This window comes from Pseudomonas sp. SLFW (genome assembly GCF_009905615.1).
Classification (GTDB): Bacteria; Pseudomonadota; Gammaproteobacteria; order Pseudomonadales; family Pseudomonadaceae; genus Aquipseudomonas; species Aquipseudomonas bambusae.
Genome location: NZ_JAAAKW010000011.1, coordinates 116,272 through 138,802 on the forward strand (window position 1 = coordinate 116,272; position 22,531 = coordinate 138,802).

Annotated in this window: 24 protein-coding genes and 1 tRNA gene; 18 read left to right on the top strand and 7 right to left on the bottom strand. The window is 58.0% G+C overall.

Annotation, left to right across the window (positions count from 1 at the left end; translation table 11 throughout):
* Positions 1-5: 5 nt before the first annotated feature.
* From GVN17_RS19730 to GVN17_RS19775, 10 genes are all read left to right on the top strand, one after another.
* The gene (locus tag GVN17_RS19730; RefSeq protein WP_166596927.1) at positions 6-458 is read left to right on the top strand and encodes a phage tail tube protein; all 453 of its coding nucleotides are present in this window, start codon (positions 6-8) and stop codon (positions 456-458) included.
* Between the two features lie 66 nt (positions 459-524).
* Positions 525-1,184 (top strand): phage tail protein, encoded by a 660-nt coding sequence (locus GVN17_RS19735; RefSeq protein WP_166596928.1) that lies wholly within the window; start codon positions 525-527, stop codon positions 1,182-1,184.
* Positions 1,185-1,238: 54 nt separating this feature from the next.
* A complete protein-coding gene (locus GVN17_RS19740; protein WP_166596929.1) occupies positions 1,239-1,622 on the top strand; it encodes a phage tail assembly chaperone in 384 nt (127 codons plus the stop codon).
* Positions 1,623-1,675: 53 nt separating this feature from the next.
* Complete coding sequence (locus GVN17_RS19745) at positions 1,676-1,936, top strand: DUF1799 domain-containing protein (RefSeq protein ID WP_256665314.1); 261 nt, start codon at positions 1,676-1,678, stop codon at positions 1,934-1,936.
* 55 nt (positions 1,937-1,991) lie between these two features.
* A complete protein-coding gene (locus GVN17_RS19750; RefSeq protein ID WP_166596930.1) occupies positions 1,992-2,369 on the top strand; it encodes a hypothetical protein in 378 nt (125 codons plus the stop codon).
* 88 nt (positions 2,370-2,457) lie between these two features.
* Entirely contained in the window at positions 2,458-8,103 is a 5,646-nt protein-coding gene (locus GVN17_RS19755; protein WP_166596931.1) for a phage tail tape measure protein, read from the top strand.
* Entirely contained in the window at positions 8,100-9,014 is a 915-nt protein-coding gene (locus tag GVN17_RS19760; RefSeq protein ID WP_166596932.1) for a hypothetical protein, read from the top strand. The genes GVN17_RS19755 and GVN17_RS19760 overlap by 4 nt, the downstream gene beginning before the upstream one ends.
* A complete protein-coding gene (locus tag GVN17_RS19765; protein WP_166596933.1) occupies positions 9,014-10,696 on the top strand; it encodes a sialidase family protein in 1,683 nt (560 codons plus the stop codon). Before GVN17_RS19760 ends, GVN17_RS19765 begins: the two co-directional genes overlap by 1 nt.
* Positions 10,693-11,229: a DUF4376 domain-containing protein gene (locus GVN17_RS19770; protein WP_166596934.1), complete on the top strand. Its 537-nt coding sequence runs from the start codon at positions 10,693-10,695 to the stop codon at positions 11,227-11,229. Before GVN17_RS19765 ends, GVN17_RS19770 begins: the two co-directional genes overlap by 4 nt.
* Positions 11,226-11,708 (top strand): DUF1353 domain-containing protein, encoded by a 483-nt coding sequence (locus GVN17_RS19775; protein WP_166596935.1) that lies wholly within the window; start codon positions 11,226-11,228, stop codon positions 11,706-11,708. Before GVN17_RS19770 ends, GVN17_RS19775 begins: the two co-directional genes overlap by 4 nt.
* Here GVN17_RS19775 and GVN17_RS19780 read toward each other — a convergent pair whose 3' ends face one another.
* Positions 11,709-12,029, bottom strand: a complete 321-nt coding sequence (locus GVN17_RS19780; protein ID WP_166596936.1) for a YceK/YidQ family lipoprotein — start codon at positions 12,027-12,029, stop codon at positions 11,709-11,711.
* Between the two features lie 90 nt (positions 12,030-12,119).
* Between GVN17_RS19780 and GVN17_RS19785 the strand changes: the two genes are divergently transcribed.
* Both GVN17_RS19785 and GVN17_RS19790 read left to right on the top strand, forming a co-directional pair.
* Complete coding sequence (locus GVN17_RS19785) at positions 12,120-12,560, top strand: lysozyme (protein ID WP_166596937.1); 441 nt, start codon at positions 12,120-12,122, stop codon at positions 12,558-12,560.
* Positions 12,557-13,069 carry a lysis protein gene (locus GVN17_RS19790; protein WP_166596938.1) on the top strand — a complete coding sequence of 171 codons (513 nt, stop codon included), beginning with the start codon at positions 12,557-12,559 and terminating at the stop codon, positions 13,067-13,069. Before GVN17_RS19785 ends, GVN17_RS19790 begins: the two co-directional genes overlap by 4 nt.
* 355 nt (positions 13,070-13,424) lie before the next feature.
* Here GVN17_RS19790 and GVN17_RS19795 read toward each other — a convergent pair whose 3' ends face one another.
* From GVN17_RS19795 to GVN17_RS19805, 3 genes are all read right to left on the bottom strand, one after another.
* Positions 13,425-13,976, bottom strand: a complete 552-nt coding sequence (locus GVN17_RS19795; RefSeq protein WP_166596939.1) for an ImmA/IrrE family metallo-endopeptidase — start codon at positions 13,974-13,976, stop codon at positions 13,425-13,427.
* 1 nt (position 13,977) lies between these two features.
* A complete protein-coding gene (locus GVN17_RS19800) occupies positions 13,978-14,346 on the bottom strand; it encodes a helix-turn-helix domain-containing protein (protein WP_166596940.1) in 369 nt (122 codons plus the stop codon).
* Positions 14,347-14,667: 321 nt separating this feature from the next.
* The gene (locus GVN17_RS19805) at positions 14,668-15,390 is read right to left on the bottom strand and encodes an SOS response-associated peptidase (RefSeq protein WP_166596941.1); all 723 of its coding nucleotides are present in this window, start codon (positions 15,388-15,390) and stop codon (positions 14,668-14,670) included.
* Positions 15,391-15,489: 99 nt separating this feature from the next.
* Between GVN17_RS19805 and GVN17_RS19810 the strand changes: the two genes are divergently transcribed.
* From GVN17_RS19810 to GVN17_RS19830, 5 genes are all read left to right on the top strand, one after another.
* Positions 15,490-15,921: a LexA family transcriptional regulator gene (locus GVN17_RS19810; RefSeq protein WP_166596942.1), complete on the top strand. Its 432-nt coding sequence runs from the start codon at positions 15,490-15,492 to the stop codon at positions 15,919-15,921.
* Positions 15,908-17,188 carry a translesion error-prone DNA polymerase V subunit UmuC gene (gene umuC / locus GVN17_RS19815; protein ID WP_166596943.1) on the top strand — a complete coding sequence of 427 codons (1,281 nt, stop codon included), beginning with the start codon at positions 15,908-15,910 and terminating at the stop codon, positions 17,186-17,188. Before GVN17_RS19810 ends, umuC begins: the two co-directional genes overlap by 14 nt.
* 11 nt (positions 17,189-17,199) lie before the next feature.
* Positions 17,200-17,451 (top strand): hypothetical protein, encoded by a 252-nt coding sequence (locus tag GVN17_RS19820; RefSeq protein ID WP_166596944.1) that lies wholly within the window; start codon positions 17,200-17,202, stop codon positions 17,449-17,451.
* Between the two features lie 229 nt (positions 17,452-17,680).
* Positions 17,681-18,007: a hypothetical protein gene (locus GVN17_RS19825; protein WP_166596945.1), complete on the top strand. Its 327-nt coding sequence runs from the start codon at positions 17,681-17,683 to the stop codon at positions 18,005-18,007.
* Between the two features lie 122 nt (positions 18,008-18,129).
* Positions 18,130-18,200, top strand: a tRNA-Ser gene (locus GVN17_RS19830).
* A 72-nt stretch (positions 18,201-18,272) separates the two neighbouring features.
* On the opposite strand, the gene GVN17_RS19835 is transcribed toward GVN17_RS19830, so the two are convergent.
* Both GVN17_RS19835 and GVN17_RS19840 read right to left on the bottom strand, forming a co-directional pair.
* Positions 18,273-18,602, bottom strand: coding sequence for a YceK/YidQ family lipoprotein (locus tag GVN17_RS19835; protein WP_166596946.1), 330 nt, complete (start codon positions 18,600-18,602; stop codon positions 18,273-18,275).
* Between the two features lie 10 nt (positions 18,603-18,612).
* A complete protein-coding gene (locus GVN17_RS19840; protein WP_166596947.1) occupies positions 18,613-19,413 on the bottom strand; it encodes an EAL domain-containing protein in 801 nt (266 codons plus the stop codon).
* Between the two features lie 212 nt (positions 19,414-19,625).
* Between GVN17_RS19840 and GVN17_RS19845 the strand changes: the two genes are divergently transcribed.
* Positions 19,626-20,813 (top strand): ATP-binding protein, encoded by a 1,188-nt coding sequence (locus GVN17_RS19845; protein WP_166596948.1) that lies wholly within the window; start codon positions 19,626-19,628, stop codon positions 20,811-20,813.
* Between the two features lie 30 nt (positions 20,814-20,843).
* Here the strand turns inward: GVN17_RS19845 and GVN17_RS19850 are convergent, their stop codons facing one another.
* A complete protein-coding gene (locus GVN17_RS19850; RefSeq protein WP_166596949.1) occupies positions 20,844-22,448 on the bottom strand; it encodes an inorganic phosphate transporter in 1,605 nt (534 codons plus the stop codon).
* Between the last annotated feature and the right edge of the window lie 83 nt (positions 22,449-22,531).

A 22,531-nucleotide genomic window follows, 5' to 3' on the forward strand; every position in this document is an offset into this window, starting at 1 on the left:
TCACCATGCCGAAAAGAGTACCGCTACCAAACGGCACTACGGTGTGGGTGAGCGCTGAAGTTGACCTGTCAGACCAGACCCCGCCGGCCGTCGATTCCGACAGCTGGGTGCCGGTCAAGAAGGTCACCGTCCTTACCCAATCCGGTGGCGAAGAGCGTTTCACCTCCTACACACCGCTGGGCGAGTATGAGGACGTGCGCAAGCCCAATGGTCGCAACCCGCTAGATGTTCAGCTTGGGTTCCAGGATGACCCTGATTCGGATCACCAGACTGTTATCGCCACCGGCCGGGATGCCAGGAAGCCGCTCGCCTGGAAGTACGTTCTACCCGGAGGAGCGAAGGTCACCTACGTGGGTTTCGCCAGTGGCGGTTTGTTACCGATCCTGGACCGCAACCAATTGATGGTCCTGAACTTCACCATTGCCGTAAAAGGGACGCCTGCGCGCACCCCTGCCTGATTCATCCACCCCGAAAACCACCACCCGCCATGAGCGGGTTTTCTCGTTATCAAGAGGTAATACCCCATGGCAAAGTCCATCGCGCTTCCCAACGGCGCAACCTTCGATTTGGCGACCGGTTTTGCCGCTTCGAAAATTATTTCGGCCATCAGCAATGCCAGTCCAGCCGTGGCAACCGCAGCGGCAAACGGCCTGGCGGATGGCGCCATCATTCTGGTCGACTCCGGCTGGGGTAAGCTTAACGGCCGTGCCGTGCGCGTTACCGCTGCGGGTACTGACGCGTTCTCACTGGAAAATATCAACACCACCAATACTGACTTCTTCACAGCGGGTGGTGGCGCAGGTAGCTTCCAGGCTGTGAGTGGCTGGGTGGGAATCACCAAGGTTACCGGTACCCAGTTCAGTGGCGGCGAGCAGCAGTTCACTACCGTTGGCTATCTGGAAGACGATGACGATCATCAGTACCCAACAAACCGCAGCCCGATGAGCATTGCAATTACGGTAGAAGATCAGCCGACCGCTGCGTATGTCCCAGTTGCTGAAAACTATACCAACAACAAAACTCAGTCTGTCCTGCGGCTGAATCTGCCAAGCGGTGACAAAATTCTGTACCCGGGTTATTGCACCATCACCGATACCCCCACGCTGTCTCGTAACGAGCTGATGACCCGCACCGTGAACTTCGCACTGTCTAGCCGTCCAGTGCGCTACCTGAAAGCCGCTTAACAGCGGCTTTACCCCTCCTTTCGAACCTCCTTCCAAGCCTTTGGAGCCTCACCCGTGGCCAAAATTACCATCCAGCAAAAGCCGACCTTCACCACTGACGTGGAGATTCCCCGCATCGGCGATAAGCCAGTCAAGGTGCCGTTCACCTTCGCCTATCTCGATCGCGACCAGTTGGGCGAGTTTGCCGACGGCGAAATAAGCCACGGCAAAGACTTGACTGAAGTGATCAAAAAGGGCGATGCAACCGTGCGCGATGTCACCGCAAAGGCGACCGACTTCGAGTTCAATCAGTTGAAGATGATCGTCAAAGGCTGGGGGTTCGACGATGAACTGAACGACGACAACCTGCGCACTCTGGTGCGCAGCGCATCGGCGGTGCCGGATGCAATCCTGACCGCTTACAAGACGGCGTACCACAAGGCGCGCGAGGGAAACTGACAGAGGTTGCCCGCACGCTCTACACCCCGTCCGTGTCAGCAGAGCAGGCCGCATTGTTCGGCCTTCAGCTTGAGGACATGCAGGAGGAGGTGGAACTGTGGGCGACCAATGCTCAATCCTTTGCCGTGTTTGAAGCCATGGGCACCCAGTGGCGTATGGGCATGGGCGGAGCTACTGGGCTGGACTACCAAGCCCTGCCAGTAGTCTTGGACATGGCCGGGCTACGCAAGCGCAAGGACCGCGCCGCGATATTCGCCGACCTGCGGATCATGGAGCGTGAGGCATTGCGGGCAATGGAAGACAACCGCGAGTAATGCGTCGCTAAACCCCTAGTGATAGATTGCTGTCATCACAAAGGAGAGCATCAAAATGCGAAATGTGTTGGCCGCGCTGGCTATCTGTTCCATTTGCCAAGCGTCTTTAGCTGCAGGAAAAGTCACCTACCTTTCATGCCCGGAGTTGGACAAGCGGGCGGACGATCTGCTGATTGTTCTTGATCAGCAAGGCGGAACAGCGTCGGTCCAAAGTAAGAAAAGCGGCAGCGGCCTCAACTTCACTTCTCCCGCGTCATTTGGACCAGAAGAGGTTACCTGGAGGAGTGATTCCGCCAGCTATGCGCAGCTTTACTCCGTGAATCGAGAAAGCCTGATGCTTAAGCGAGAGACAACCAGCGCCATGTCTGGAACTGTCTATAACGCTACTTCGAATTGCTCCATCGTCAAGGCCCCGCAATCCAACAAGTTCTGACCACCTCAGCGAAGCCTCCCAGAACTGGAGGCTTACATCCGTTTAGCAACCGGCCATGGGCCGGTTTTTTTATGCCCGGAAGAAACCCATGACGACAATCGCCTCGCTCGGTGTAGAGATCAACTCGCAGTCTGTAGTGCGGGCCACTGACGACTTGGACCGATTAGTTGATTCCGGCAAGGGCGCGGAGGATTCCGCCAAGCGAGTAGAGAGTGCCTGGCAAAGAGCCGTATCGGGTATTTCCAGCGATACCAGCCAGATCGTCAAAGAGCTTCAGCAGCTAAACGCACGGCAAGACAGCACCGCCCAGTTGATGGCCAAATTGGCTCAGTCGGTTAACCAGGCATCGTCAGCGTTTACGTCTGCCAGCACGGCGGCTGAAAAAACAGCCACCGCAGAGGCAAAAGTTGCGGAATCCGCTGAGCAGGCCAAGGCTCGGATGCTGGCGCTTGCGACGGCGGCCATTGATGCCGCAAAAGGCCAACAACAGCTATCGGGAGCGCTTGATACCACTGCAGCTGCAGCCGGGGAAGCGGCACGCAAGCAGCTAGACCAGCTTGCCACGCAGCGCCGTGTTGCACAGGCAGCGGCAGACTCGGTGGTAGCCCAAGACAAGGCCACCAGTTCAACCAAGAAGGCTGCCACCGCAACTGCGGAGGACGCCAATGCACTAGCCAAGCTGATCGGCCAGATCGACCCCGCTGTGTCGGCGCTAAAAAGACTCGACGCGCAGCAGGATTTGCTGGGCAGGTCGAAAGAGCTGGGACTGCTATCCAAGGAAGACTTCAGCCGCTACACAGCCTCAATCGACCAGACTCGCGAGGGGCTGACAAGATTCCAAGGTGACCTGAACAAAACCGGCGTAAGCGCAAAACAGAACGCCGCAGCATTGCGCACGCTGCCCGCTCAGTTCACTGATATTTTCACATCACTTCAGGGCGGCCAGGCGCCATTGACTGTCTTGCTTCAGCAGGGCGGCCAGATCAAAGATTCCTTCGGAGGTATCGGCGCCGCTGCCAATGCTCTTGGCGGCTACGTCCTCGGACTGATCAACCCACTGACAGTTGCAGGTGTTGCTCTCACAGCCATTGCGTATGGCGCATACCAAGGCTCCAAAGAGTTCACCGAGTACCAAAAAGCGCTGACGCAGACCGGCGGGAGCGCGGGACTGAGCGCTGGACAGCTCAACGCGCTTGCAGAATCGATCGGCAGGTCCAACGGAACGGTTGGCTTGGCAGCGGAGGCACTGGGCGAGCTCGCGGCGACCGGCAAAATCGCTGGGGAAAGCTTCGACGAGATTGCTGTTGCGGCTGTCGCAATGAATCAGGCGACTGGCAAAGCTGTGCAGGACACGATCGCTGAGTTCGTGAAAATTGCGGATGACCCTGTGTCAGCTGCGAAAACGCTCAATGAATCGTATGGCTTTTTGACTGCTTCCGTATACGAACAGATCGTATCGCTGAAGGAGCAGGGCAAGGAGCAAGATGCGGTCAAGCTGCTGACCGACACCTACGCCTCCACTGTCAAAAGCCGGGCAGGCCAAATTGTTGAGGATCTCGGCTACGTAGAGACAGCATGGAAAGCCGTTAAGACCATGACATTGGGCGCCATCGACGGCCTTAAGGAGTTTGGTCGGCAGAAGACTATCCAAAGCCAGATTGATCAGCTGGATAGTCAGATTGCCTCGATGAAGGCCATCGAGGACTTGGCCAGCAAACAAGTTGGGCTATCGGACGAGCAACTCAAGCGCTACAAGGAAAGTGCCGGTTACGATGCGGAGAAGGTCAAGAGCTGGACCGTTCAGCGCGGTTTCTTGCAGGACCAACTGGATAGCCAAAGCGCAATTGCTAAAGCGCAAGGGAATGCCCAAGAGCGCGAAAAGGCGAGCATCAATGCTATTGATTCGCTGCACACCTCGTACCTCGCAGGCCTGGACAAGGAATCCAAGAAAAAACTCGATATTGCCGAGCTAGACCGTAAGCGCGCCGAAGCGCTGAAGGGTGAGGGCGTCAACGTCGCGCAGATCAATAAGGAATACGATGTCTCCCTGAAGGCGATCAATGACCGCTACAAAGATGCCAAAGTCGCCGCCCCTGCTGTTGATCTGACCGGCTTCAATGATGCGGAGAATGCGCTCAAATCCCTTGACGCTGCTTACCAGAATTCGGTTCGCGTGCTTGATGCTTCGCTGAAGTCGGGCTTGGTCAGCCAGGAGCAATACACCCTTCAAAAATTAGCGCTGATCGACAAAGAAAAAACTGATGTTGAGGCAGCTTACAACGCTGAAATCGCAGCCCTCCAGGCGGTTCGTGACAAAGCCACGACCACAGGGGCGCAACGTATTGGCATCGATCAAAAGATCGCCGATGCTCGTCAGAAGCAAACTGATGCGCTGAAGAAGCTGGATACGGATCAGGACGTTCTGTCCAAACAAACCAAAGGCCGCCTGGAGCAGGAGGAGGCAGCCTATAAGGCATTTGCGCAGACGGTTAGCGACAGCTTGGCTCTCGCCCAGCGCGGGTTGGATCAGCAGCTCGCTGGCTTTGGCTTGGGTGAGCGCGCCCGGCAGCAGTTGCAGCAAGACCTCCAGATCCGCGAGGACTATCAGCGCAAACTCGAGCAGCTGACTCGTGACTACAACAAGATCGATAATCCAACGAATGGCCAGAAGTCTAACTTCGAGCGCGAGACTCAACTACTTCAGAGCGCTCTTGATGAGCGCCTTGCTAAGCAGCAAAAGTATTATCAGGACGTAGACACACTTCGCTCCGACTGGATGAACGGCGCCTCGCGCGCTTTCGCCAACTACATCGACGAAACCAAGGACGTTGCCGGGCAGACTGAGGGCCTTTTCTCGGACGCGTTGCATGGCGTTGAGGATGCGTTCGTCAACGCTGCCACAACCGGCAAGCTGTCGTTCAAGGACTTGGCAGACAGCATCATTGCAGACTTGGCTCGCATCGTGGCCAAGGCTTACGTGGTCACCCCGATCATTGCCGCATTGGGCATCGGCGGCGACCCAGCGGGCGGCGGGACTGGTGTAGGAGTCGGCGCCGGTTCCATCTTTGGCGGCGGCGGCCTGGGCGGCGCGCTCAGCAACATCAGCAGTGTCGTTTCAGTCGCAGGCAGCAAGTTCGGTGAATCCGTGCTGGCCGGCTGGAACGGAAGCGAAGGTGTTCTCGGCGGCCTACAAAATGCGTTCGGTAATGGCGCGGACTACATCAAGAGCGCTATTACCAGCGGCTTCACCTCCGGTTCCGCTACGGCGGCTAGTGTAGCCTCCAACTTCGCTGCCAGTTCCGCTGCTGGTGCCTCGCAAGCTGGCTACACAGGTACTGCCTTCCAGAACTTTGTAGCAGGGCAAAACGCTTCGACCAGTTTGGCTAGCCTCAGCAGCGTTCTAAGCTACATCGGTGCGGCGTATTCGGTCCTTACATCGTTCCAGCAATACGGTGTGAAAGGTGCTGCAACCACCGCTGGCTTCGCTGGTGCGGGCGCTCTGGTCGGTTCTTTCGTCGGACCAATCGGGACCGCAGCCGGCGCCGCTATTGGTTCTGTCCTGGGGTCTTTCGTATCGGGCAAGTTGTTTGGCGGCAGCGGCGAGAAGTACCCCGACCTCAGCACTTCGGCGACCGGTCGCTACATCAACGGCCAGTACACCGATACCGGGATTGTGCAGGGCTGGCAGACCAATGCGCCGAAGTTCGGCCAAGCGGCTGATGCGCAGCTGTCGTCCACGCTCAACCAGTTCAGCGCAACACTGGGCAAGCTCTATGACGTGCTGGGCAACGGTGGCGATGTTGTCGCGTACAACACCCTTCAGGTCCGCAAGACCTCGGGCAAGTACTCGACCACGTTCGGCACCCGGCTGGACGACGGTTCTGTTCTGGAAGATCGTCAGCTGTTCAACGCGGCAGATGCAGCGGCGGCGCTGACGGAGAACTACGACAACATCCTGGGCACGTTCCTGGCCAAGGCAATCGTCAGTTCGAAGTCGCTGCCGGATTACTTCAAGGCGCAGTTCACGCAGTTCGCCAGCGACTGGAATGTCACTGCTGATCAGGTCATCAAGACGATTGAAGGCGTCTTCACCCGCTTCAATGGGGTGAACGATGCGCTGTCGCTGATCAACATCGACAACTTGAAGCTGAACGACACCGGCCTCCAGGCCTCTGACGCGATCCTGAACATGATCGGCGCCATGGGCGGGTTGGATACCGCAACCGCATCCGCCAAGGACAAGGTGGACGCGCTCAACAAGTCGGTCACCACCTACTACCAAGCGTTCTTCTCGGCAGATGAGCAGTTCGCTGACCTGACGAAGAACCTGCAAAACGCGCTGGGCAACCTGGGCGTGAAGCTGCCGGATACCCGCGCGGCCTATCGCCAGATGGTTGAGGACATTGACGTCACGACTGCTGCCGGGCAGGCGATGTTCGCCACGCTGGTAGGGTTGGCGACCAATGCCGACTCCTACTACTCGGGCCTGGAGCAGAAGTCCAAGGACGCAGAGCAGGCGGCGACACAAGCGCAGCAGGCGGCGGCGGACGCAGCACAGAAGATCATTGATGGTCTGCTGGGCAACGTCACATCCGCCCAAAGCGCGGTCGAGCGCGCGATCAACGCTCAAAAGGCGTCGGTCAACGACATGCTCGAAACCGCCAACCAGCAGGTGGGCGACCTCACTACGGTCAGCAACAGCCTCGGCTCGGCGCTCAAGTCGCTCCGTGGTGATTCTGACAGCGCGGTGAAGGTGCTGCGGCAACAGGCTCAGGCCACGCTGCAGGCGGCATTGGCCCAAGCGCGTGCCGGTAAGTCGCTGGCCGGGTTCGGCGGTCTGGAAGATGCCCTCGGTGTGGTCACCAGCAACACGACAGACCTGTATTCCTCGCTCGAAGACTTCAACCGGGACCAGGGCCGTACCGCGAACGTCGTGGCCGAACTGGAAAAGCTGAACGGCAAGCAACTGACGTCGGCTCAGCAGACGGCCAGAACGCTTCAGGATCAGCTCGACGCCCTGGATGACCAGCTTGAGTTCGCTCAGTCGCAGCTGGACGCGCTCAACGGCGTGGACAACTCGGTCAAGAGCGTGGCGCAGGCCGTCAAGGAGATGAACGCGGCTGTGGTTGCGGCGCTGGCTGGCATTGGTGGCAAGGGCTCTACCGCGACCAACAACGGCACGCTGATCGATACCATTTACAAGGACGTGCTGGGGCGCAACGGGGCTGACCAAGCTGGCAAGGATTACTGGCTGGGCGAACTGGCGAACGGTCACCTGACGCTCGACCAGCTGGCCCAAGCCATTGCCAACGCGGCCAAGCAAAGCGGCGCAACGGTCAAGGCTGGATACGCTACGGGCGGTTACATCAGCGGCCCCGGCACCGGTACCAGCGACAGCATCCCGGCCTGGCTCTCCAACGGCGAGTTTGTGATGAGCGCTGCCGCTGTCAGGACGTTTGGTACCGACACGCTGGACCGGATGAACAACCTCCAAATGCCGAAGTTCGCCTCCGGCGGCGCGGTCATGAATGTTGCCAGTCCGATTGTCGTCGGTTCCCAGCGGGCCAGACCGGGCAATGATGCGGGTGATACCACCGAAGTACTCCGTCAGCTCAACAGACGCTTAGGCAATCTCGAAACCTACATGGACAGCGCCTCGCGCGATCTGCGGCAGATCAACAATGCGGGCGTTCAAGTCGTGGGCACCGTTTCAACTAAGGAGGTGGCAGCTTGAGCCGCATGACAGTGGTGCCGCCGACGGAAATCACCCCGGCAATGCTGACCAGCAACGTTCCGGCCAATGATTACGATGTGTATTCCCCAACCAAGGCGTACGTGGTGGGGGATTACGTTTCGCTCAACAACCGGAACTACCAAGCCACAGGCGCCAACACGGGCAAGAACCCGGAGACCGACACAAGTCAGCCTCCGGTCTGGCAGGACCTTGGCCCAACCAACCGCTGGAAGATGTTCAAGAAGCAGATCGGCAACGACTGGATCGTGGGCACCAGCACCTCATACGCCTCGGTCATCGATGTGTCCGTGGCGCTCACCAAGCGGGTCAACGCGATTGGTTTGGTGGGCGTCCGGGCATCGTCGGTGCAAGTCATCATGACAGCGGGCGGGCAGGAGGTTTTCAACCAGACATTCGCTATGCAGACCAAAAAGGCGAACGGCTGGTACCAATATTTCTTCGGCCCGTTCACCACTACGGAAACGCTGGCGGTGGTGGACCTTCCTCCGGTATCCGGTGCAACCATCCGAGTCATCGCCAACGCGCCAAACGGCACAGCGCAGATCGGCATGATGGTCGTGGGCTGGGCGGAGCAGGTTGGTACCGCTGTCTACGGCGACACGTCGTTCGGTATCGAGAACTACTCGAACGTCAAAATCGGCTATTTCGGCCAGGTAACCATCATTCCGCTCGGCAAGCGGGACTTTGTGGATTACGACGTTGTGGTCGATGAAGACCGGCTCTCAACGATCAAGCGGATTCTCTCCGACAACAGCGAAAGCGCATGCCTGTACGTGGGCGCAACGACGCTGGGCGTCACCATCATCATCGGTCGATACGAGCGGTTCGCCCCGAATCTGCGTGCTCCCAACGACTCTCAGTTCACCCTTGAAGTAAGGAGCCTCATGTAATGGCGGCGATTCCTACGCTTACCCCCTTGCCATCCCCAGCATTGTCGACCGACCCGGAAGACGTGTTCAACAGCAAGACCGACGCGACATTGCTGGCTCAGCAGACCTTCGTGAACGTGGACATGAACACGAAGGTTATCCCCGGCATCAACCAGGCAGTCACCGACGCCACCTCTGCCAAGAACGCTGCGGCTCAGAGCGCCAGTGACGCTGCCGGGTCTGCCAGTTCTGCAAACACCTCAAAGCTTGCCGCTGCCCAGTCTGCAACCGATGCGACAAACAACGGGGCGGCTCAAGTTGCGCTGGCGGCGCAGCAGGTGACGTTGGCTAATCAGGCCAGAGCCGACGCACAGTCTGCCGCTCAAGCCGCTGGGGCTGCTGCTGGCCTACCTGGCGGGCGCGTGCCGTTCACCGTATTGCAGATCAATGCAGCGGGCAACGTCGCATGGACTGATGGCCTGATCGACAAGACCAACGCCTTGCCAGGCCAAGCGCTCATGCTCGGTACCGGCAAAACGCCGCAGTGGGTATTCCCCGGCCAGCAGATCGGCGATGTATTGCAGACCTGCCGCGATCCGGGTTCACTTTATCTGCCTGCGAACGGCAGCATTCGTCTGCAATCTGCTTATCCAGCGCTTTTCGCCAAGTTAGGTTTAATCGGTGGCGCAATTGGTACAGCTTGGGCGGATTACGATTTCGGCGGTGTCACAGGCATTTTTGCAGGCGCGCCAAACGGAACAATCATCGTGTGGCAGTCTCAAACTCAAGTACGTAGAAGCACGGATCGCGGGCAAACTTGGGCAAATGTCACAACGCCTAGCTTGGGTAATAACGCCGGTGATATCAAAACGGATGGTGCCGGTACGTGGATAATTATGTCCAATATTACTGCGTCTCCTTTTCAATGTCTTCGCAGTACCGACGATGGGCAGACGTGGCAGGTAGTGTCTTTGCCTCCCCCGAACGGCGGCGCAGGTGCGGGCGCCAATTGGAGTAAGTTACTGTATTGCGGCAACGGCGTTTGGCTTTGCACCGCTAATTACGGCTCATATATGATGCGGAGCGTAAACGGCGGAGCTAGTTGGAGCACGTTTGTGCATAGCTACCCTCAAAGTAGCCCACCACAAACATTGGCAGCAAACGGTAGTGGTACGGTTCTGATTTCTGGTTATGACGGAACGAACTATACTGTAAGAAAAAGCACAGACTATGGCGCTACATTCGCTGGATTCATGACCCTTAGCGGCATTAGCACGTGTATCGCCACCGATGGCCAGGGCACGTGGATAATCAGCCTTGGCGGAATAAACGCGTTGCGCAGCTTTGAAGACGCTACAACAGCTGCGGGTTTTACTGCCTTCACTGTAACCGGAGGGGTTGCTACCAGTCCTGACATAATTTTTGTCAACGGGTTGGTCTTGTTCATGTTTGCGGGCTCTGGTGTAAAGGTGATTGTAATGAACCCTAACGGCTCATTCTCTTCACAAAGTTCAGCCGCTAACGTTTTAACCAGATTCGCCAATGTTGGTAATGGAATCATCTTTGCAGGTTCTACAACAGCAAACAGGTTGTCTCGGTCGGTCCCGCAGTTTGGTTACGACACTTCCTCGCTATTTGCATTGCCGAATGTTCCAGCAGCTGTCGGTCTGAATGCGTACATTAAAGCCAAGGAGCTCGCATGATCTTTTATCAATGGGACGCCTCTGGGCTGTTTGTAGGGCAGCAGGACGTGGACGAGGAAGGCGCATTGCCGCCGCGCAGCACGCCGACCAAGCCACCAAAGCTGACCGGCACACAGGTGGCGCGCTGGACCGGGGAGGGCTGGGAGAAGCTGGCGAAAGCGCCAGATCCAGACCCTGAACCTGCGCCGGACTGGGTGGCCTTGATCGCCGACCGGCGCTTCCGCGCCGAGATCGCGGGTTTCCCCTGGAACGGCTTCGGCATCGACACCGAGCGGGACAGCCAGGCGAAGATCAGCAGCAGTTGGTCTGCGGCGCGAGATGGGTTCCGGGAGGACGGCTCAGTCTGGAAATGCCTCGACCTCGCAACTGGGCAGATCGTCAGCCGCCCGACAACGAACGCCGAGATGATCGACATCGGTCAGCAGGCCTACCGCTATGTGCAAGCTTGCTACGACCGTGAGGGTGCTCTGCTTGAAGCCGCCGCCGGGGGCACAGTCACCGCCGAAATGATCGAGGAAGGGTGGCCAACATGACCCCGATCGGCAAATTCGACGTACATCCGGCGGTACGCTTCACCAGCCGTTGGGATGTGGCCACACAGGAAGGCCTGACGTTCAACGACCCGGTTTACGGGCTGCTGGCGGTGCCGGCCGACTTCTACAGCGACTTGGCATCGATTCGGATTCTACGCGAGGTCTGTCGGTGGGCAGCGATCGGCGCGTTGACGGGCTGGGTGTTTGCCTGGGGCTGGCTCGCGGCTGCGTTGCTGGCGCTGGCCATTGTGACCTTGGCCCTGTACGGCCTGCTCGCTGGGTACGGCATGCGCGCCGCCATCCTGCACGACTGGCTCTATGGAGTCGGCACCCTGACCCGGGCTGACTGCGACGGAGTGTTCTACCGCGCGCTCACGACCGGCGACGGTACCGCCCGATGGCGGGCGTCGATGTTCTGGTTGGGCGTGAGGCTTGGTGGAGCTAAGCATTACGGTACCGCCCAGTTGGACGGGGCCTAATCAGTACTGCTTTCGCCGCACTTGAATATCGCCGCGTTTGTATTGCTGGTACCCCGTGTACGGAATCACGATTGTGTCCGCAATCGCGGAAGCCACCAGATCGAGCGCAATCGGCGTGACGGCCCAGTGAGGACCGGACCGGGGAGGGCTGTCCAGGTTACAGAACTGATAGCTCATCCCGCTATAAGCGCGGGGGATCGTGTGGCAGTTGGATTGCCACTTGGCAAGGTCGTCAGCCGCGCCTTCCTCATTGTTGAGCGTTTTGATCGTACCGCAGCCTGACAGTAAGGCCACGATGCACGTGGTAATCCATATCTTCATCGGTCTCTCCTTTTTGTTGAACCACCAATCATAACCTGCTGCTGAACGAGCCTGCTGCGTGCGGGCTTTTTTACGTCTGGAGATTAGTAAATGCGAACATCCCCAAAGGGCTTTGACCTCATCAAGTCGGCAGAGGGCCTGCGCTTGACTGCCTACCCGGACCCGGCGACTGGCGGTGACCCGTGGACGATCGGATACGGCACTACCCGAGGCGTGAAGCAGGGCATGCGGATCACAGTAGATCAGGCTGACCAATACCTGAAAGCCGACGTTGCGCGGTTCGAGCCCGAGCTTGCCAATCTGGTCAAGGTGCCGCTTACCCAAAACCAGTGGGATGCGTTGATGAGCTTCGTCTACAACCTTGGCTCAGCGAATCTCGCATCATCGACGCTGCTCAAGTTGCTGAACGTTGGCGATTACGCACGAGCCGCTGAACAGTTCCCGCGCTGGAACAAGGCGGCAGGTAAGGAAATGCCCGGGCTGACAAAGCGCCGACTGGCGGAACGGTCTCTGTTCCTGAGTGCAGCATGAGTGACATCCGCGTCAAGCTGCTGGCCTACGGGCTGGCGGTGCTATCCCTGTTCAGCGCCGGGTTCTCCGCAGCTTGGTTCTGGCAGGCCAATGCCTACGGCAAGGTCATCGCGACGAACGAGGCCAGCCGCCAGGCCGATCTGGCACTGATCGCCAACGCTGGTGCCGAGCAGGCCCGAAAGGCGCTCGCCAAGCAGCAGGACGCCGAGCAGCGCCTTGCCACCCTGGACAAGACCGCCACAGAAGAGAAGGTGAAAGCCAATGCTGAAAACGAAACTCTGCGCCGCGCTGTTGCTGACGGCACTCGCCGGCTGCGCATCGCGGGGAGTTGTGGTGCCGGTGGCGGGAACGTGCCCAGTGCCACCGGAGCCCCCGGCGTGGGTGATGCAAGCACCGTCGAACTCAGTCGAGAAACTGGACAAGCTGTTCTCGATCTCCGACGAGATATTATTGCCGACCAAGCAGCGTTGAAGGCAGCGCAGGCGTACATCAAAGATGTGTGCCAGTGAACGCAAAAAGCCACCCGATCATCTGAAAGGGTGGCTTTGTTTACGACCAAACCTTAACGGTTAGGCATGCTACGACAGTGTTGGCACACGTACTCGAGTTGACCCCGGCGCATACGGGTGTAAGCGCAAACGTGTACCGGACGAACGATCGGACATGTGAAAGACATGGCGATTTCTCCAGCAATCGATCGGCAGTTATGGACTCGCCTTCTCCTGTTTGCTATCGTCATCGCGCCAACGTCGACGAAAGCGTTTGGATAATGCGAGGTAAGCACGTCGCAAACCTTCACGCGCCTACAATCGATAGACTGCTTTTCTGTGCATACCAGCGCAGGAAGGCAGTCAATTTTTACCCCTAGTAAAGCCTTCTCATCAGTCTTTCTCTGTCCAATGCCCGGTTGAAGGACCCTACCTTCGATTTCGGTACTCCGAATCTCACAGCGGCTTCGTCCAACGAGCGACACTTAATAAGGCGGCGAACTGGCATCATTAGTGCCGCACCGAAAATGTCAGCCTGCCACTCACTGTCTGTCTGAGGGCGATACTTGCGACGGTGATGCTTCTGATGAAAAGTTACCTTGACGTTTTTGTGCAGAAAATGATGACCTAGCTCGTGCGCAACCGTGAATCTATCGTTATATACGTCATTAGCCGCGCGCTTGTAGACGTCCTCACGTAAGTAGATAGCATTTTCGCTTGGAACGGTCTGCCCGAGATCATCCTTCATCAAGTAGCGCTCTTTGACGCCGAAAGTAAACTCCGGATCAAGAAGCAGCATGCCCACCTCAAGAATCTGGACCACGGGGTAGCGGTCACCTGTAACACCGAAGCGCTGCCTGACATCAGTTGCAACGCTTATGATTTCAGCGCAAGTGAGCGGCGGCACCTCGATGGCGAATTTGCTCATGTTACTGAGCCTTCATCTTCAGTTGCTTGATGCTGGCCAACACTTTTTCAACGTCGTCCGCGCTCAAGTGGTTAAGGTTTCGAGCGAAAGCCAACACTGCTTGCTGGTGTTTCTGTGGCAGATGCTTCATTGGTGCCTCTCCTTTGCTCATTGAGGCGGAATCTTCAAGAGCTGCGTGCTCGTCAGACCCCACGGTATAGTCAAACAGGCTAGCAATGCGTCCCACAAAGCCGTCAGGGATTGGTTTTTTGCCAGTCTCTACAGCTGAAAGGTAGGCGGGACTGATACTTAGGGCTCCTGCCATATCCTTCAGAAGCATTCCTTTGTCGATCCGGATTTTCCTGAGCAATTTTCCGAATTCAGTAAGCATGGTCTCATCCTCCAGCGATGGAAACATTCCATTCGCGAAACTAAATTTAACCCAATTGGTTAATCTGGTCAACTGGTTGATACAAATCTCTGATCGTATTAGGGCGCTTTCGTTCCTGAATTGAATATTTTGGAGGCGCGAAATCGTTTTCGGTCCACATTGAAAGCTTGAAACTAATTGCCGCGTCACGGGTGCGCTACGAATGTAGACGAGCAATCCCGACGCCGACGCGCTCGAAAAAATGCGCTTCGCGATAATCACGAAGCCGTCGATCTGTAAAGCCGGATTCGCCTGTGAAGCAAGTTACTCAGCCTTGAAGATTCAGCCGAACAAATCGCCTTGAGGCTTAGCGTCGATCGCCCCTATCAAATGCGCGCCCTGATTTCGCACGTTGCCCACGTCTTTGCTCACCTCGAACCAGGTGAACTCCTCTGTCGGGCGGCAGCACTCTTTGGCGATCTCGGCGGCGCGCTCAGGCGTAGTCTCCGGATCGACCCACTCCCTTGCATGCTCCGGGCTTAGCACCACCGGGCGCCGGTCGTGAATGTCTACCATCCCCTGATCCGAATCCGCAGTGATAATCACAAAGCCATCCTGCGGGTCCGGATCCATCCCCTGATGCACTTCAGCCAGCGCGGCGAAGAACATCGGGCCTTCCTCCTTCAGCCTGATGAAAAAGGGCTGCTTCTTCTTCGGGTCGTCCGGGTCTTTGACCCACTCAAACCAGCCGTTCGCCGGGGCCAACGCGCGCCCATTCGGCCACAGCTGCTTGAAGTACTTACCCGTCATCGCTGTCTCGACCCTGGCGTTTATGGGTGCGGGACGCTTCGCATCCTTCTTCGCCCAGAACGGCGACCATCCCCACTTCACTTTATCCACGCTCAACCCGCCTTCCGTCGGACGGATGATCTCTACCCTAGTACTTGGTGCGACGTTGTAGCGCTCGATCGGCCACAGGTCGTAACCGTTGATCACAAGCTGTTGCGGGGCCAACTCCTTCAGGTAGTGGTCCATCGGTTCGTAGATCGAGTAGCGTCCGCACATGGTGTCACCTGTCGAAATTTTCCCAATGTGAGATTGACCGCAAGCGATGCAGACCGTTAACTGTATATGCATACAGTCATTCACTCACAGGTTTGCATCATGAGCGTCATCATCCTTGGTCCATTAGCCAGCTCCGGTCAGAAAATTCCCCTCTATGGCTTCAAGGTGCCCGCAGGCTTCCCGTCTCCGGCCGCCGACCATATCGAAAAGCATATTTCGCTCGATGAGCTGTTCGATATCCGGGCGCCCCACGTGTACCTGGTGAAGATCGAAGGTGACAGCATGCAAGGTGCAGGGATTTTTTGTGGAGACCTTGTGATCGTAGACCGCAGTTTGAATGCCGTACACGGTGACATCGTGATCGCTTCTGTTAACGGAGAGCCTGTGTGCAAGCGCCTGCACAAGGTCGGTAACACCATTATCCTGATGTCGGAGAACAGCAAGTTCCCGTCTCGGTACATCCTGGAAGGCGATGAGCTGATGATGTGGGGCGTTGTGAAATACAGCGTTCGCGATCATGACCACGCCTGAGCCAGTTTTCGCGCTGATCGACTGCAACAGCTTCTATGCCAGCTGTGAGCGTGTTTTTCGTCCTGACCTCGCGAAAACCCCGATCGTGGTGCTGTCGAATAACGATGGCTGCGTCATTGCGCGCAGCTACGACGCCAAACCCTTCGTAAAGATGGGCCAGCCGTATTTTCAAATCAGGGATCACCTGCGACGCAACGGCGTGGTCGCTTTTAGCAGCAATTACGCCCTGTACGGCGATATGAGCGAGCGGGTGATGACCGTCATCGAGTCGATGGTGCCAGCACTGGAGGTGTACAGCATCGACGAAGCTTTCGCTGACCTGACCGGCATCCCGGGAGACCTGACGGGATTCGGTCGTGAGATCCGCTCGATGATCTATCAACGGACGGGCATCCCCGTGGGCGTTGGCATCGCGCGAACAAAAACTCTCGCCAAGCTCGCGAACCATACAGCGAAGCGGCTGTTGTCGAAGACAGGCGGTGTGGTCGATATTTGCGACCCGTTCAAGCGCGACTGGACGCTGCGCAACACTGACGTCGGCGAAGTCTGGGGCGTAGGCAAGCGCATGAAAGCCCATCTGGAATCGATGGGCATAAAGACCGCGATGGATCTGGCCAAAGCTGACGCATGGACGCTGAGAAAGAAATTCAGCGTCGTCATCGAGAAAACCGCCCGCGAACTCGCCGGCACTCCCTGTCTTGAGCTGGGCGAGGCCGACCCGCCGAAACAGGAGATCTGCTGCAGCCGGATGTTCGGCACCCGGCTGACAGAGATCGAGCCAATCAAAGAGGCGGTGGCCACCTACACCCAGCGCGCCGCGGAAAAGCTGCGGGCGCAGAACTCGCTGTGCAAAAAGATCCGCGTCAGCATCCGGACGGGCATGTTCAATCCCGAGGAAGCCAAATACGCGAATGGCGCGCTGGTCGAACTTCCATACCCCACTAACGATGTGCGGCTGATGACCAAAGCGGCGACGGAGGCGGTCAACCGGCTTTTCCGGCCAGGCTTCAAATACAGCAAGGCCGAGGTGCTTTTGATGGATCTGCGTCAGCCGGGCGAATTCACCGACGACTTGTTTGCCCACTCGCAGCCCGTGGAGGCCGAAAAGGTCATGAGTGTGCTGGACGAAATCAACGGGCGGTGGGGCAGGGGAACATTGCGGGCGGCGAGCGTACCATCCAATCCAGGATGGGCGATGCGCCGTGATCTGATGAGCCAGAGCTTCACGACGAAGATGGAGCAACTGTGGACGGTAAAATGCAACTGAGGTGCAGCGAGGTGGACGTTAAAGAGCGAGAACTTAAGATTTGGCACGACCTGCTAGACCATGAGGCCAGGCGGGAATGCGCGATCGAGCATTGGTCCGGTGAGTTGCTGGGCCATGCCAAGGTGCTGCGCCGGATGCGCATCATCGATGATGAGGAGTTGTGCGAATTGCTCGAGCTTGCTGACTCGGCATTCAGCCATGTCAGCGAACAGCTTGATACGCAGCGATGGCTCAGGGAAAAGCAGGAATTGGGGAAGAGGTGAAGGTCGGCAGGATGCCGGAGGCGGGGTTGCTGAAGTGTCTAATACTTCCTCAATCTATCTCGGTTTTATTGGCCTTCAGCGTGCCTAAATCGAGATTTCTTTTTAGACAGCGAAACCGCGCAGGCCTTGCCGCTTCTGACCTGCGAGTCCGTTTTTCTACTACTGCTGCATCATAGGCGAGTCGGCTGCTTGATCACTCATGGCACTATGAAGGCCCGGAGTAATGGAGATGCAAATTATGACTGTGGTTAAGTCTCTAAACCTTTTTTCCTACGCACTACAGCTGGTTGCGCTGTGGCTCGCGACGCGTCTGGACCTCAAGGCCCTGGCTATAAGCCAAGCTGAAGACGATCTAGGCGAAAACCACTTTGTGGACGTTTTCAATGCTGTGGTGGACGGCCGAACTAGACCGCAAAGCGAAGCTGAAGCTGACCTTTACAAATTAGTCAGCGCCGATGATGGCAAGCGCAATGCAGCGCTACTGCGATGGGCGGCGGCGCTGGTCGCAGCCTCAGTTGTTCTGCAAGCAATAGCGACATGCTTGGGCCCGGACTGACGAGTGAACCAGATTTTCGGCGCGCAAAACCTCCCCTGGAGGCCGCGTGTTTCCGTTTGCAAAATCACAAAAAAGGCCGTATTTTGCAGGCTCTGTAAAAGGCGGTTTTCATTAGGAATCAACGGGTTATTGGTCTATGGTCCCCAGCATGGGGTGCTAGGGGTCGAGTGTTCGAATCACTCCGTCCCGACCAACTTATTTTTCAATGACTTAGCCCGACCTTCTCAGGTTGGGCTTTTTCATGTCTGGATGCTTGAGGCGGTGCCTAATCCAGATGTTTCCTGCGCACCGGAATACTTCCCCGTTGATACTGCTGATAACCGGTGTACGGAATGACCAGCGTATCTGTAATGCTGGACAGTGCGATGTCGATGACCATCCCGGTGGCAGTAGGCGGTTGCCCATGTCGCTCCGGGCCATTCAGCGTGCAGAAATCGTAGGCGACGCCGCTGTAGGCGCGGGGAATGGTGTGGCAGTGCGAATGCCAGCTGGCGAGTTCGTCGGCAGCGCCTTTTTCGTTGGTCAACGTCGCGATCGTGCCGCAGCCGGACATCGATACGGCTATGGCCAGACAGCCTGCAATCCTTGGGTTCATGTGAGACTCCTTATTCAGCCGTAGCGCCGACTCGCGAAAAGTCGCCGGACACCAACGCGCCAATGGCCGGGCGTGCCAGCAGATAGCCTTGCATCAGCGAAATACCCAGCGCCCGGAGCGCCCAATATTCTTCGGGCGTTTCGATCCCTTCGGCGACGACTTCGATGTTCAGGCGTTTCGAAACCAGCACGATCCCTTCAACGATGGCTTTTCTCACCGGATCCGCGTCGATGCCTCGGGTCAGTGCCATGTCAATTTTCAGCACGTGGGGCTGGAACATGGCCAGGAAGTTCAAGCCTGAATAGCCTGACCCGAAGTCATCGATCGCGGTGGTGAAGCCGTGACGCTCGTACGCCTGGAAAATGGATTTCAAGTGATCGGGATCGTCGACGCGTTCGCCTTCGGTCACCTCGAACATCAGCCTGTCTAACGGGAAGTCGAACAGGTGGGCTGCTTCAAGTGTCGCCCGGATGCAAGTTTCGGCCCGGTAGACGGCATTGGGCAGGAAGTTGATGCTGAGCTTGCACCTGGGCTGCTGCAACAACCCCAGCGTGGCCGCCAGTTCGATGGCTTTGACACGACAGGCCTGATCGAAGCGATAGCGGTTGGTGTCATCCACTTTGCTCAAGATGCTCGCAGCCGATTCGCCATTGATGCCGCGAACCAGAGCCTCGTAGGCATAGGCTGTCTGGGTGTGAACGTTGAAAATCGGCTGAAACGCCATGGTGAAGTCGAAGCCCAAACCTTCGAGGTTGCGGCATTGGGCACAGCCAATCGGTTCGAAAGGCAGGGAAGGGTAAATATGAGTCATGCCAACCTTCCGATTGATGTCACCAGTGGTGGCCAATTAATGCACGCATGACCTCTTTTTTCTACCTTCATTTGCGTGTGGCAAGCGTCACCGTTAACTCTTCTTGGAGGTGCACCAAGGGACTCATGGTGGAATCGGAGCGAGTGTGTCTGTAAGCCGGGCGCTATTCGTTGTAGTCTCCGCTCCAATCTTCGATCAAAGGCCCGCCCCGTATGGTCCGCCCGGATTTTTCAGCTGACATTGACGCCGTGCAGGCGATCGGGGCCGTGCCCGTGATCCTGAGCATGGTCAAGCATTTGACCCGGATGCGTTTCGCGGCGGTGGCCCGGGTCACGGACAAGAACTGGGTGGCCTGCGCGGTGGACGACTCCATCGATTTTGGCCTTGAACCCGGTGGGGAGTTGCGGCTCGAGTCCACTATCTGCCACGAAATCCGCCAGCACCGAACCCCGGTTATTTTTGGCCAAGCCAGTGCGCATCCGCATTTCTCGTTGCATCACACGCCCCAGACCTATGGATTGGAGAGCTATGTCTCGATTCCGATCATCACGAGAGACGGCGCGTTTTTCGGGACTCTCTGCGCCATTGATTCACTGCCGGCCGATCTGGAGGAACCCTCCATTCTCAAGACGCTCAGCCTGTTCGCACAGTTGATCGGAATGAGCCTCGATGCCCAGAAAGACCTGGAGGTGACGCAAGCTGCGCTGGCGACCGCCAAGGAACACGAACGCTTGCGTGATCAATTCGTGGCGGTGCTGGGGCACGACCTGCGCACGCCCTTGAGTGCGATCCGCATGAGCACCGATCTGCTGGAAACCCAGACCACAGAAACGCGTCCGCTGCGGCTTCTGGCTGCCATCCGCCACAGCGCATCGCGCATGGGCATGCTCATCGAAAACGTGCTGGATTTTGCCCGGGGTCGCATGGGCGGCGGGATTCCGGTGAAGCCACAATGGGTGGATGACCTGGGGCCTGTTCTGGAGCAGGCGCTGAGTGAGGTGCAGCACTCCAACCCGCAGGCATGTATCAGCCACTCGCTCGATCTGCCCACCGGAATCTACTGCGATTCGCTGCGCATCACGCAATTGCTGTCCAATCTGGTGGGCAACGCCGTGACGCATGGGGCGACGGATGCGCCCATTCGAGTGAAAGCGTGGCAGGAAGGCGAGGAAATCGTCATCCTAGTGACCAACCAGGGCCCTCCAATTCCGGTCGCGTTGATGCCGCTGCTGTTCGAACCGTTCACGCGTTCGGAGGCCGGGCAGCGCGGGGAAGGGTTGGGGCTGGGCCTATACATCGCAGCGCAAATCGCCCAAGCCCACGGCGGAACCCTGGGGGTGACGTCGACGCTGGCGGCCGGCACTGCCTTTACCGCCCAATTTCCCGCCAGGGTGAAATGAGCGGATTGACGGCCTGTCACGATTCACCCTTCAAAAAATGGCATGAAACAGCCAGAACAGCAGCGCCGAGAGCACCATGGCGGCGGGCAAGGTGAACACCCACGCGAGAATCAGGTTGCGCACAGTCGCCATCTGCAACCCGCTGCCATTGGCCGCCATGGCCCCGGCGACGCCGGAGGAGAGCACATGGGTCGTGGACACGGGCAGGCCGAAACCGTCGGCCGCGCCGATGGTGGCCATGGTCACCAGTTCGGCACTGGCGCCCTGGGCATAGGTCAAGTGCGCCTTGCCGATTTTTTCGCCCACGGTGATGACGATACGGCGCCAGCCCACGAGCGTGCCCAACCCCAGGGCGATGGCCACGGCGATCTTCACCCAGAACGGAATGAAGCGCGTGGCCGCGTCGATCTGGCGTTTGAATTCCGCGACGTTGGTGCGGGTGCCCGCAGAGAAATTATCGAGGTGCTGAGTGCCGAGCAGCCGAATGCTCTCCGAGGTCAGGAACATGTCGTTGCGCACGTTGGTCATGGCCTGTGCTGGCACCTTGGCGAGGGTGCCGTAGTTCTTCACCTCGTCGGCGATGATTCCGGTCACGGCGGCCAGCGCAGGCACGGTGTCGTCGCTGGCTTTTCGGGTGCGGACGTATTCCATCAACACCGTGCGCGGGTCATTCACTTGACGCCCCTTGGCTTCGGTCGTCAGCCCTTGGTGGGTGACCTGCGCAACGGCGACGAACTGGGTCGTCTGGGTGACAGGCACGGCACGGTCCAGCGCGTAGGCCATGGGCAAGGTGCCCACCAGAATCAGCATGATCAGCCCCATGCCTTTCTGGCCGTCGTTAGAGCCGTGGGCGAAGGACACGCCACTGCAGGTGAGGATTAACAACCCGCGAATCCACGGTGGCGGCGGGTTCTGGCCCTTCGGCTCCTGATACAACGCTTTCTGTTTGACCAGCAGCCTCAGTAACAGCAGTAACCCTGCCGCGCAGACGAAGCCCACCAGCGGAGACAGCAACAGCGCGTAGGCCACTTTAGAAACTTGTGACCAGTCGACGCTGTCCGCGGCCGAACGGCCTTGCAGCCAGGCATTGGCCAGACCGACGCCAAGGATCGAACCGATCAGCGTGTGCGATGAAGACGCCGGCAGCCCGAGCCACCACGTGCCCAGGTTCCAGACGATGGCGGCGATCAGCAGCGCGAAGATCATGGCGAAACCGTTTGCGGAGCCCACCTGGAGGATCATGTCCACTGGCAGCAACGCGATGATGCTGAACGCAACCGCCCCGCTTGACGCCAGCACCCCGCTGAAGTTGCAGAGGCCCGACCACACCACCGCAATGTTGGCCGGGAGCGAGTGGGTGTAGATCACCGTGGCCACGGCGTTGGCTGTGTCGTGAAAGCCGTTGACGAACTCGAAGCCCAGCGCGATGACCAGCGCCAGACACAGCAGGCCGTAGGGCAGCCACGTCGTGGCCACGGCGCCAGCCTCGTCAACGTCTTGCACGATGCCCCAGCCGCTGACGAGGACGCCGACGATCAACAGGCCGATGAACAGCGCGAGGCTTCGGGGGCTCAGCGCGTGATCGAGTTTGGGACGGGAGAGGTGGGCGTTGTCGGGGGTGGCTGAAGTGTTCACGTTCTTGTCTCAGCTCGGAGTGAGCTTTCAACCTAGTCAGGGCAGATGACGCTTTTCTTACCAGGGACGTAATCAGGGCCGAT